At 54.1% G+C, this 11,820-nt stretch carries 11 protein-coding genes and 4 tRNA genes; all 15 read left to right on the forward strand.

Features of this window, described 5'->3' with window-relative positions; all coding sequences use genetic code 11:
• The first annotated feature begins 201 nt into the window (after positions 1–201).
• Positions 202–1,155, forward strand: a complete 954-nt coding sequence (gene birA / locus ICA16_RS23675; protein WP_210555705.1) for a bifunctional biotin--[acetyl-CoA-carboxylase] ligase/biotin operon repressor BirA — start codon at positions 202–204, stop codon at positions 1,153–1,155.
• The gene (locus ICA16_RS23680) at positions 1,145–1,897 is read left to right on the forward strand and encodes a pantothenate kinase (RefSeq protein WP_210555704.1); all 753 of its coding nucleotides are present in this window, start codon (positions 1,145–1,147) and stop codon (positions 1,895–1,897) included. The genes birA and ICA16_RS23680 overlap by 11 nt, the downstream gene beginning before the upstream one ends.
• Positions 1,898–1,904: 7 nt before the next feature.
• Positions 1,905–2,342, forward strand: coding sequence for a hypothetical protein (locus ICA16_RS23685; protein WP_210555703.1), 438 nt, complete (start codon positions 1,905–1,907; stop codon positions 2,340–2,342).
• Between the two features lie 144 nt (positions 2,343–2,486).
• A tRNA-Tyr gene (locus ICA16_RS23690) sits at positions 2,487–2,571 on the forward strand.
• 25 nt (positions 2,572–2,596) lie between these two features.
• Positions 2,597–2,670, forward strand: a tRNA-Gly gene (locus ICA16_RS23695).
• A gap of 26 nt (positions 2,671–2,696) precedes the next feature.
• A tRNA-Thr gene (locus ICA16_RS23700) sits at positions 2,697–2,772 on the forward strand.
• 84 nt (positions 2,773–2,856) lie between these two features.
• Complete coding sequence (gene tuf / locus ICA16_RS23705; RefSeq protein WP_150602052.1) at positions 2,857–4,050, forward strand: elongation factor Tu; 1,194 nt, start codon at positions 2,857–2,859, stop codon at positions 4,048–4,050.
• A 53-nt stretch (positions 4,051–4,103) separates the two neighbouring features.
• Positions 4,104–4,179: transfer RNA gene (locus ICA16_RS23710), tRNA-Trp, on the forward strand.
• A gap of 45 nt (positions 4,180–4,224) precedes the next feature.
• A complete protein-coding gene (gene secE / locus ICA16_RS23715; RefSeq protein WP_064589465.1) occupies positions 4,225–4,593 on the forward strand; it encodes a preprotein translocase subunit SecE in 369 nt (122 codons plus the stop codon).
• A gap of 9 nt (positions 4,594–4,602) precedes the next feature.
• Positions 4,603–5,136 (forward strand): transcription termination/antitermination protein NusG, encoded by a 534-nt coding sequence (nusG, locus tag ICA16_RS23720; protein WP_007916492.1) that lies wholly within the window; start codon positions 4,603–4,605, stop codon positions 5,134–5,136.
• Positions 5,137–5,253: 117 nt separating this feature from the next.
• Positions 5,254–5,685, forward strand: coding sequence for a 50S ribosomal protein L11 (gene rplK / locus ICA16_RS23725; RefSeq protein WP_042561349.1), 432 nt, complete (start codon positions 5,254–5,256; stop codon positions 5,683–5,685).
• Complete coding sequence (gene rplA, locus ICA16_RS23730; RefSeq protein ID WP_042561348.1) at positions 5,685–6,380, forward strand: 50S ribosomal protein L1; 696 nt, start codon at positions 5,685–5,687, stop codon at positions 6,378–6,380. Before rplK ends, rplA begins: the two co-directional genes overlap by 1 nt.
• A 198-nt stretch (positions 6,381–6,578) precedes the next feature.
• On the forward strand, positions 6,579–7,079 hold the full coding sequence (gene rplJ / locus ICA16_RS23735) for a 50S ribosomal protein L10 (RefSeq protein ID WP_007916479.1): 501 nt from the start codon (positions 6,579–6,581) through the stop codon (positions 7,077–7,079).
• A gap of 78 nt (positions 7,080–7,157) precedes the next feature.
• Positions 7,158–7,523, forward strand: a complete 366-nt coding sequence (rplL, locus tag ICA16_RS23740) for a 50S ribosomal protein L7/L12 (protein ID WP_042561347.1) — start codon at positions 7,158–7,160, stop codon at positions 7,521–7,523.
• Positions 7,524–7,743: 220 nt separating this feature from the next.
• Positions 7,744–11,817 carry a DNA-directed RNA polymerase subunit beta gene (gene rpoB, locus ICA16_RS23745; RefSeq protein WP_042561346.1) on the forward strand — a complete coding sequence of 1,358 codons (4,074 nt, stop codon included), beginning with the start codon at positions 7,744–7,746 and terminating at the stop codon, positions 11,815–11,817.
• The last annotated feature ends 3 nt before the right edge of the window (positions 11,818–11,820 follow it).

Genomic DNA, 11,820 nt, shown 5'->3' on the forward strand with positions numbered 1-11,820 from the left:
AGCAGTGAAACGATGCATCGCCGATGGTAGTGTGGGGTTTCCCCATGTGAGAGTAGGTCATCGTCAAGATTAAATTCCGAAACCCCAATTGCGAAAGCAGTTGGGGTTTTGTTTTGCCCGCAGGAAATGTACTTGCTTGATTTCTATGCAACAGCCCGGGGCATAGCTATCATTCGGGCCTCATTGTGAGGCGAAACCTGCATGTTGACGTTGTTGAATCTTCTGAAGGATGGGCGATTCCATTCTGGTCAGGACCTTGGCGCTGCCTTGGGAGTTAGTCGAAGTGCGGTATGGAAGCAGCTTCAGCACCTTGAGGCTGAGCTTGGACTGTCCATTCACAAAGTCCGAGGTCGTGGCTATCAGTTGGCTGCTCCACTGGTGTTGCTCGACCCTCTTAAAATTGCGGGAATAAAGGGTCGCTGGCCAGCCACGGTTCTCGACTCTACCGACTCGACAAACGCTGAAGCATTGCGCGCCATTGGCTTGGGGCGGGCGGCTCCCTTTTTGGTGCTTGCCGAGCGACAGACTTCGGGGCGTGGGCGCAGAGGTCGCAAGTGGGTTAGCCCGTTTGCCGAAAATCTCTATTTCAGTCTTGTTCTGCGGATCGATGGAGGTATGCGCCAGCTTGAGGGTCTGAGCCTTGTGGTTGGGCTGGCGGTCTTGCAAACCCTTCGAAAGCTGGGAGTGACTGGCGCTGGTTTGAAGTGGCCCAATGATGTTCTGGTTGGTAATAAGAAAATCGCCGGCATCCTGCTAGAGCTGGTTGGAGATCCGGCGGATGTCTGCCACGTGGTTCTGGGGATAGGCATTAACGTGAATATGCAGGTCGCAGAAGAGGTTGATCAGCAATGGACGTCCATGCGGCTTGAGTCTGGTAAAAGCTGTGATCGCAATGTTCTCGTAGCCGAGTTGAGCGAGCAGTTGCAGGCATACATCGAGCGTCAACAAGTGGATGGTTTCTCGGTTCTCCAAGCGGAATGGGAAGGCAATCATTTGTGGCAGGAGCGCTCGGTATCCCTGATTGCTGGTGTCAGTCAGATAGACGGAGTTGTGCTCGGAATTGATAGCCAGGGTGCGCTGCGGTTAAAGGTGAATGGCGTGGAAAAAGTCTTTAGTGGTGGTGAGCTCAGTCTGAGGTTGCGTGATGATTCTTGAGCTCGACTGCGGAAACAGCTTCATAAAATGGCGAGTGCTGAATGGTGCTGAGGCTGTTGCTTTGGTCGCGGAGGGAGTGGTTGATTCGGACCTGGCGCTTTGCGAAGGCTTGCGCGCGCTGAGTGGGCTGTCGCTAAGAAGATGCCGCATGGTTAGTGTTCGCACTGCTGCGGAGACTGGTGCCTTAATTGAGATGCTTGAGCGAGACTTCGGTGTTTCGGTTATCTGCGCGAAACCTGCTCGTGAAATGTCTGGTGTTAGAAACGGTTACGAAGATTACGAGCGTCTAGGTCTCGATCGTTGGTTGGCGATGCTGGGTGCTTTCCATCTGGCCAAAGGTCCATGCCTCGTGCTGGACTTTGGTACTGCAGTGACAGCGGACTTTATCGCGATAGATGGGGATCATCTTGGTGGTTTCATTTGTCCTGGTATGCCGTTGATGCGCAACCAGTTGCGCACCCATACGCGAAAAATTCGCTATGACGATTTTGCCGCTGAGCGCGCACTGACAAGCCAGGCGCCGGGGCGAAGTACTGTTGAGGCAGTAGAGCGTGGATGCTCGTTGATGCTGAAGGGGTTCGTGCTTACCCAGTTGGAAATGGCGCGATCCTATTGGGGGGAGGGCTTCACCGTATTTATTACAGGTGGAGATGCGGATCTGGTTGCAAGCGTAGCGCCTGGGGCCAGGTTTGTTCCAGATCTGGTCTTCGTCGGTTTAGCTGTGGCGTGTCCTTTGTCTTGAGGTATGTATGCGTTGGATGTTCCTGCTACTTCTTGTTCTCAATATTTTCTATTACGTCTGGCATCAACAGGAAGCGCCATTGCGGGCAAAGGACGTAACGCCGCTGAGTTTGTACAAAGGTTCACAGCAGGATATTCGTCTGCTGAGTGAAGGTGGAAGGGCCGCCAAGGAGAAGTCTGGTCCGCAACGAATTGAAAGTCAGTGCCTTTATCTCGGTGGTTTTGCCCGTCAGGAGATGGTTGTGGTGCTGGGCGAGCGTTTGGCTCAAATGGATATCAAGGCTCAGCCATCGCTTGAGGGTTCTCCTGCAGCGGGTTTCTGGATGCGTATTGCACCTGAAAGCCAGCGTTTGCTGGGGGATGCGCAGTTGCAAAACCTTTCCAACGAATTCAATGAGTTAAAACATAAGATAATGCGCTGTGAGGGGGTTGCGCCTGCTGAATAGTTTGAATAGAATGGCGCCCGCTCCGCAGTGAAGACCTTTCAAAGGTCGACGAAGTAGGGCGATGTCAAAGCAGCTAACCTCAGGTTTTTAAATGAGAAATTGCTTGACAAGGGTTTGGCATAGTATAGAATGCCGGCCTGATTAGGAGGGGTTCCCGAGCGGCCAAAGGGATCAGACTGTAAATCTGACGTCTACGACTTCGAAGGTTCGAATCCTTCTCCCTCCACCAGATTTTAGCGTGAGCTGCAAGCTCTGCGGGTATAGTTTAGTGGTAGAACCTCAGCCTTCCAAGCTGATGATGCGGGTTCGATTCCCGCTACCCGCTCCAAGTTTGCAGGTTGTGCAAAGTGTTTCGCTCTTGTAGCTCAGTTGGTAGAGCACACCCTTGGTAAGGGTGAGGTCAGCGGTTCAAATCCGCTCAAGAGCTCCATATAACAAGGCAGATATGAAAATATCTGCCTTTGTTTTAATGGCTTTTGTTGTTTGCTTAATTCTTCTGATAGGGGTGATATCGATGGCTAAGGAAAAGTTTGATCGTTCCCTACCGCACGTCAACGTTGGGACCATTGGTCACGTTGACCACGGTAAAACCACTCTGACTGCTGCTCTGACTCGCGTTTGCTCCGAAGTTTTCGGTTCTGCAATCGTTGACTTCGACAAGATCGACAGCGCCCCAGAAGAAAAAGCTCGCGGTATCACCATTAACACCGCGCACGTTGAATACAACTCGCTGATCCGTCACTACGCTCACGTTGACTGCCCAGGTCACGCTGACTATGTGAAGAACATGATCACCGGTGCTGCCCAGATGGACGGCGCAATCCTGGTTTGCTCGGCCGCTGATGGTCCGATGCCACAAACCCGTGAGCACATCCTGCTGTCCCGTCAGGTTGGCGTTCCGTACATCGTGGTTTTCCTGAACAAGGCTGACCTCGTAGACGACGCTGAGCTGCTGGAACTGGTTGAGATGGAAGTTCGCGACCTGCTGTCCACCTATGACTTCCCAGGCGACGACACTCCGATCATCATCGGTTCGGCTCGTATGGCTCTGGAAGGCAAAGACGACAACGAAATGGGCACCACTGCCGTTCGTAAGCTGGTTGAGACTCTGGATACCTACATTCCGGATCCAGTTCGCGTAATCGACAAGCCGTTCCTGATGCCAATCGAAGACGTATTCTCGATCTCGGGTCGCGGTACTGTTGTGACTGGTCGTATCGAGCGCGGTATCGTTCGTGTTCAGGATCCACTGGAAATCGTTGGTCTGCGTGACACTACCGTCACCACCTGCACCGGTGTTGAAATGTTCCGTAAACTGCTCGACGAAGGTCGTGCTGGCGAGAACTGCGGCGTGCTGCTGCGCGGCACCAAGCGTGACGATGTAGAGCGTGGCCAGGTTCTGGTTAAGCCGGGTTCGGTTAAGCCGCACACCAAGTTTGAAGCAGAAGTTTATGTTCTGAGCAAAGAAGAAGGCGGTCGTCACACTCCGTTCTTTAAAGGCTACCGTCCACAGTTCTACTTCCGGACCACTGACGTGACCGGTAACTGCGAGCTGCCGGAAGGGGTTGAAATGGTAATGCCAGGCGACAACATCAAAATGGTTGTCACCCTGATCAAAACCATCGCTATGGAAGACGGTCTGCGTTTCGCTATCCGTGAAGGCGGTCGTACCGTCGGCGCTGGTGTCGTAGCTAAAATCATCGAATAAGCGGTTGTAATGTATTTTTCGGGCCGGCATAATGGTCGGCCTGATTTTGTTTTAGGTCAGTAGCTCAATTGGCAGAGCGACGGTCTCCAAAACCGTAGGTTGGGGGTTCGATTCCCTCCTGACCTGCCAGATTCACTCGGTGTATCTGGCTTTCTTTTCACAGGATCTTCATAGATGACTCCTAAGGCTGAAGCACAAGGCTCTCGCTTCGATCTGCTCAAGTGGCTTGTAGTAGTCGCTTTGGTGGTTGTAGGCGTTGTTGGCAATCAGTATTACGCTGCTTCGCCGATCCTGTACCGTGTACTGGCTTTGCTTGTCATTGCTGCTGTAGCTGCCTTTGTAGGCCTGCAGACTGCGAAGGGCAAGTCTTTCTTTGTACTGGTTAAGGAAGCTCGTACCGAGATTCGTAAAGTCGTGTGGCCAACTCGCCAAGAAACCACGCAGACCACCCTGATTGTGGTGGCTGTTGTTCTGGTTATGGCGTTGCTGTTGTGGGGGCTTGATTCCCTGCTCGGCTGGCTTGTTTCCTTGATTGTCGGCTAAGGGTGTCCCGTGGCTAAGCGTTGGTACGTTGTGCATGCTTACTCGGGTTACGAGAAGCATGTCATGCGCTCGCTCGTTGAGCGAGTAAAGCTGGCTGGCATGGAAGATGGCTTCGGCGAAATTCTGGTTCCCACTGAAGAAGTGGTTGAAATGCGTAATGGCCAGAAGCGCAAAAGCGAGCGTAAGTTCTTTCCAGGCTATGTGCTGGTACAGATGGACATGAACGAGGGTACTTGGCACTTGGTCAAGGATACTCCTCGGGTGATGGGCTTTATCGGCGGTACTGCTGATAAGCCTGCACCGATTACTGATAAAGAGGCAGAAGCGATTCTGCGTCGTGTTGCTGATGGTAGCGACAAGCCTAAGCCGAAGACTCTCTTCGAGCCAGGTGAAACCGTACGAGTCAATGATGGTCCATTTGCTGATTTCAATGGTGTCGTTGAAGAAGTTAACTACGAAAAGAGCCGGATCCAAGTGGCGGTGCTCATTTTCGGTCGCTCTACTCCGGTAGAGTTGGAGTTCAGTCAGGTCGAAAAGGTCTAACTGAGCAAGCATCCCAACCCCGCAGCCTTAGGCTGTGGGGTTTTGTCGTCACTGGGATATACGCGCAAGTAACCGGGGAGCCTTTCGAGGCGTTTGAACCCGTAATTGGAGTGCCTCATGGCCAAGAAAATTACCGCTTACATCAAGCTGCAAGTGAAGGCCGCTCAGGCTAACCCAAGCCCACCTGTTGGTCCTGCTCTGGGTCAGCACGGCGTGAACATCATGGAATTCTGCAAGGCTTTCAACGCCCGTACTCAGGGTATTGAAGCAGGTCTGCCGACTCCAGTGATCATCACTGTCTACAGCGACCGTAGCTTCACTTTCGAAACAAAATCCACCCCTGCTTCGGTTTTGCTGAAGAAGGCGGCCGGTCTGACCAGCGGTTCCGCTCGTCCGAACACCGTTAAGGTTGGCACTGTTACCCGTGCTCAGCTGGAAGAAATCGCGAAAACCAAAAACGCGGATCTGACTGCAGCTGATATGGATGCAGCCGTGCGTACTATCGCCGGTTCTGCTCGTAGCATGGGCCTTAACGTGGAGGGTGTGTAATGGCTAAGCTGACCAAGCGTCAAAAGGCTATCGCCGGCAAAATCGAAGCAGGCAAGGCCTACAACATTGTAGACGCCGCTGCTCTGCTGGCTGAGCTGTCGACTGTCAAGTTCAGCGAGTCGTTCGACGTTGCTGTAAACCTGGGTGTAGACCCGCGTAAATCTGACCAGGTTGTTCGTAGCGCTACTGTGCTGCCACACGGCACTGGCAAGACCGTTCGCGTTGCTGTGTTCACCCAAGGTCCTGCTGCTGAGGCCGCTCTGGCTGCCGGCGCTGACCGTGTAGGTATGGACGACCTGGCTGCCGAAATGAAAGGCGGCGACCTGAACTATGACGTAGTGATCGCATCCCCGGATGCCATGCGCGTTGTAGGTCAGTTGGGTCAGATCCTTGGTCCACGTGGTCTGATGCCTAACCCTAAGGTTGGTACTGTAACTCCAGACGTAGCTACTGCGGTTAAGAACGCAAAAGCTGGTCAGGTTCGTTATCGCACTGACAAAAACGGCATCATTCACACTTCCGTTGGCAAGATGGGCTTCGATGCCGTCAAGCTGAAGGAAAACGTTGAAGCCCTGATCGCTGATCTGAAGCGTATCAAGCCAGCTTCTTCGAAAGGTATCTACGTCAAGCGCGTTACCCTGAGCACCACTATGGGCCCAGGTCTGATCATTGATCAGAGCTCGCTGGACGCGTAAGAAAAAAATTGGCGCGCTTATTCGCGCCAGTTGAAAGATTGGGGTCCCTGCCTGGCGGGGGCTATCCAAGACCGTAGGCGACGCAAGTCTTAAACCATAAGCCTACGCAGATGGTGCTCCCGGTTCCTTACCGAATCAGACACCAAAACGACATTCGGTTTCGATCGAATGAAACGGTAACAAGCAGGAGTTAAACCCGTGGCAATTAATCTCGAAGACAAGAAGGCCATCGTCGCTGAAGTCAACGAGGCTGCCAAAGTCGCTCTGTCCGCTGTCGTGGTTGATGCACGTGGCGTAACAGTAGGCGCAATGACCGGACTCCGTAAAGAGGCTCGTGAAGCTGGCGTTTACGTACGTGTTGTACGTAACACCCTGCTCAAGCGCGCTGTTGCTGACACTGAATACAGTGTTCTCAACGACGTGTTCACCGGCCCGACCTTGATTGCATTCTCCAACGAACATCCTGGCGCTGCTGCCCGTTTGTTCAAGGAATTTGCCAAAGGTCAGGATAAGTTCGAGATCAAGGCAGCTGCGTTCGAGGGCAAGTTCCTCGCAGCTAATCAGATCGACGTGCTGGCAAGCCTGCCGACCCGTGACGAAGCAATTTCTCAGCTGATGAGCGTGATTCAAGGCGCTACCAGCAAATTGGCTCGTACTCTGGCGGCACTTCGCGACCAGAAAGAAGCAGCTGCAGCTTAAGGCTCAGCGTTTCAACTCTCGCGTATTTTTGTTTATTTCGATGGCCTACAGGCTGTCCCCCAATTCAGGAAATAAGTCATGTCTCTGACTAACGAACAAATCATCGACGCAATCGGCGAAAAATCGGTTCTGGAAATCGTTGAGCTGATCAAGGCAATGGAAGAGAAGTTCGGCGTATCCGCTGCCGCTGCTTCTGCTGGTCCAGCTGCTGCTGCCGCTGTTGTTGAAGAGCAAACCGAGTTCAACGTTGTTCTGCTGGAAGCTGGCGAGAAGAAAGTAAACGCCATTAAAGCAGTTCGCGAACTGACCGGTCTGGGCCTGAAAGAAGCCAAAGAGAAAGTAGACGGCGCTCCTCAGGTTGTTCTGGAAGGCGTTTCGAAAGAAGCTGCTGAAGACGCCAAGAAGAAGCTGGAAGAAGCAGGCGCTAAAGTCGAGCTGAAGTAAGCATCGACTTTGCTCCTCCAGCCCGAGCGTCAAGCGACAGGCTGATGGCTGGTGGCTCTTGCCACCGGCCTTTTTCCGTTATTGGCAGCCGACTGGGTCGGTGCTGGTAACGAGCTGTAACCACCCGATGCGGTGGAGCAAACCATGGGGTTTGCACGATTTTCTGGCTGCTCCCGTCGGGAGGGGCCAAACAAGCAGGTGACCAAGCTGGGGAACGCTGATGGCTTACTCATATACTGAGAAAAAACGTATCCGCAAGGACTTTAGCAAGTTGCCGGACGTCATGGATGTGCCTTACCTCCTGGCCATCCAGCTGGATTCGTATCGTGAATTCTTGCAAGCGGGAGCGACTAAAGATCAGTTCCGCGACGTGGGCCTGCATGCGGCCTTCAAATCCGTTTTCCCGATCATCAGCTACTCCGGCAATGCTGCGCTGGAGTACGTCGGTTATCGCCTGGGCGAACCGGCATTTGATGTCAAAGAATGCGTATTGCGCGGTGTAACTTTCGCCGTACCTTTGCGGGTAAAAGTGCGCCTGATCATTTTCGACAAAGAATCGTCGAACAAAGCGATCAAGGACATCAAAGAGCAAGAAGTCTACATGGGTGAAATCCCATTGATGACTGAGAACGGTACCTTCGTAATCAACGGTACCGAGCGTGTAATCGTTTCCCAGCTGCACCGTTCCCCGGGCGTGTTCTTCGACCACGACCGCGGCAAGACGCATAGCTCCGGCAAACTGTTGTACTCCGCGCGTATCATTCCTTACCGCGGTTCGTGGCTGGACTTCGAGTTCGACCCGAAAGACTGCGTATTCGTGCGTATCGACCGTCGTCGCAAGCTGCCGGCATCGGTACTGCTGCGCGCGCTCGGTTATACCACCGAAGAAGTACTGGACGCGTTCTACACCACCAACGTATTCCACCTGAGCGGCGAAACCCTCAGCCTGGAACTGATTGCATCGCGTCTGCGTGGTGAAATTGCCGTTCTGGATATCCAGGATGAAAAAGGCAAGGTCATCGTTGAAGCGGGTCGTCGTATTACTGCGCGCCACATCAACCAGATCGAAAAAGCCGGCATCAAGACGCTGGAAGTGCCTCTGGACTACGTCCTCGGTCGCACCACCGCCAAGGTCATCGTGCATCCAGCCACCGGCGAAATCCTGGCTGAGTGCAATACCGAGCTGAACGTTGAGATCCTCGGCAAAATCGCCAAGGCTCAGGTTGTTCGCATCGAGACCCTGTACACCAACGACATCGACTGCGGTCCGTTCGTTTCTGACACGCTGAAGATCGACTCCACCAGCAACCAATTGGAAGCGCTGGTCGAGATCTATCGCATGATGCGTCCAGGCGAGCCGCCAACCAAAGACGCTGCCGAAACCCTGTTCAACAACCTGTTCTTCAGCCCTGAGCGTTATGACCTGTCTGCGGTCGGCCGGATGAAGTTCAACCGTCGTATCGGTCGTACCGAAATCGAAGGTTCGGGCGTGCTGTGCAAGGAAGACATCGTCGCGGTACTGAAGACTCTGGTCGACATCCGTAACGGTAAAGGCATCGTCGATGACATCGACCACCTGGGTAACCGTCGTGTTCGCTGCGTCGGCGAAATGGCCGAGAACCAGTTCCGCGTTGGCCTGGTGCGTGTTGAGCGTGCGGTCAAAGAGCGTCTGTCGATGGCTGAAAGCGAAGGCCTGATGCCGCAAGACCTGATCAACGCCAAGCCAGTGGCTGCGGCGGTGAAAGAGTTCTTCGGTTCCAGCCAGCTGTCTCAGTTCATGGACCAGAACAACCCGCTGTCCGAGATCACCCACAAGCGTCGTGTGTCTGCACTCGGCCCTGGCGGTCTGACTCGTGAGCGCGCCGGCTTTGAGGTTCGTGACGTACACCCGACGCACTACGGTCGTGTTTGCCCGATCGAAACGCCGGAAGGTCCGAACATTGGTCTGATCAACTCCTTGGCCGCCTATGCGCGCACCAACCAGTACGGCTTCCTGGAAAGCCCGTACCGCGTGGTGAAAGACGCATTGGTTACCGACGAGATCGTGTTCCTGTCCGCCATCGAAGAAGCTGATCACGTGATCGCTCAGGCTTCGGCCGCGATGAACGACAAGAAAATGCTGATCGACGAGCTGGTAGCTGTTCGTCACTTGAACGAATTCACCGTCAAGGCGCCTGAAGAAGTCACCTTGATGGACGTTTCGCCGAAGCAGGTAGTTTCGGTTGCAGCGTCGCTGATCCCGTTCCTCGAGCACGATGACGCCAACCGTGCGTTGATGGGTTCGAACATGCAGCGTCAAGCTGTACCAACTCTGCGCGCTGACAAGCCGCTGGTAGGTACCGGCATGGAGCGTAACGTAGCTCGTGACTCCGGCGTTTGCGTCGTGGCTCGTCGTGGCGGCGTGATCGACTCCGTTGATGCCAGCCGTATTGTGGTTCGTGTTGCTGATGACGAAGTTGAAACCGGCGAAGCTGGTGTCGACATCTACAACCTGACCAAGTACACCCGCTCCAACCAGAACACCTGCATCAACCAGCGTCCGCTGGTGCGTAAAGGTGATCGGGTTCAGCGTAGCGACATCATGGCTGATGGTCCGTCCACCGATATGGGTGAGCTGGCACTGGGTCAGAACATGCGCATCGCGTTCATGGCCTGGAACGGTTACAACTTCGAAGACTCCATCTGCTTGTCGGAACGAGTTGTTCAAGAAGATCGCTTCACCACGATCCACATTCAGGAACTGACCTGTGTGGCGCGTGACACCAAGCTTGGGCCAGAGGAAATCACTGCGGACATCCCTAACGTGGGTGAAGCTGCACTGAACAAGCTGGACGAAGCAGGCATCGTTTACGTAGGTGCTGAAGTTGGCGCAGGCGACATCCTGGTAGGTAAGGTCACTCCGAAAGGCGAGACCCAACTGACTCCGGAAGAAAAACTGCTGCGTGCAATCTTCGGTGAAAAAGCCAGCGACGTTAAAGACACCTCCCTGCGTGTACCTACCGGTACCAAAGGTACTGTCATCGACGTACAGGTCTTCACTCGTGACGGCGTTGAGCGTGATGCTCGTGCCCTGTCGATCGAGAAGACTCAGCTGGACGAGATCCGCAAGGATCTGAACGAAGAGTTCCGTATCGTTGAAGGCGCGACTTTCGAACGTCTGCGTTCCGCTCTGGTAGGCCACAAGGCTGAAGGCGGCGCAGGTCTGAAGAAAGGTCAGGACATCACCGACGAAGTTCTCGACGGTCTTGAGCATGGTCAGTGGTTCAAACTGCGCATGGCTGAAGATGCTCTGAACGAGCAGCTCGAGAAGGCTCAGGCCTACATCGTTGATCGTCGCCGTCTGCTGGACGACAAGTTCGAAGACAAGAAGCGCAAACTGCAGCAGGGCGATGACCTGGCTCCAGGCGTGCTGAAAATCGTCAAGGTTTACCTGGCAATCCGTCGCCGCATCCAGCCGGGCGACAAGATGGCCGGTCGTCACGGTAACAAAGGTGTGGTCTCCGTGATCATGCCGGTTGAAGACATGCCGCACGATGCCAATGGCACCCCGGTCGACGTCGTCCTCAACCCACTGGGCGTACCTTCGCGTATGAACGTTGGTCAGATCCTCGAAACCCACCTGGGCCTCGCGGCCAAAGGTCTGGGCGAGAAGATCAACCGTATGATCGAAGAGCAGCGTAAAGTCGCAGAACTGCGTACTTTCCTGGACGAGATCTACAACCAGATCGGCGGTCGTAACGAAGATCTGGATAGCTTCTCCGATCAGGAAATCCTGGATCTGGCGAAGAACCTGCGTGGCGGTGTTCCAATGGCCACCCCAGTGTTCGACGGCGCCAAAGAAAGCGAAATCAAGGCCATGCTGAAACTGGCAGACCTGCCGGAAAGCGGCCAGATGCAGCTGACTGACGGCCGTACCGGCAACAAGTTCGAGCGTCCAGTTACCGTTGGCTACATGTACATGCTGAAGCTGAACCACTTGGTAGACGACAAGATGCATGCTCGTTCTACCGGTTCGTACAGCCTGGTTACCCAGCAGCCGCTGGGTGGTAAGGCACAGTTCGGTGGTCAGCGTTTCGGGGAGATGGAGGTCTGGGCACTGGAAGCTTACGGTGCTGCTTACACTCTGCAAGAAATGCTCACAGTGAAGTCGGACGATGTGAACGGCCGTACCAAGATGTACAAAAACATCGTGGATGGCGATCACCGTATGGAGCCGGGCATGCCCGAGTCCTTCAACGTGTTGATCAAGGAAATTCGTTCCCTCGGCATCGATATCGATCTGGAAACCGAATAACAC

The organism is Pseudomonas anatoliensis, assembly GCF_017976235.1.
In the GTDB taxonomy this organism is placed as follows: Bacteria; Pseudomonadota; Gammaproteobacteria; order Pseudomonadales; family Pseudomonadaceae; genus Aquipseudomonas; species Aquipseudomonas anatoliensis.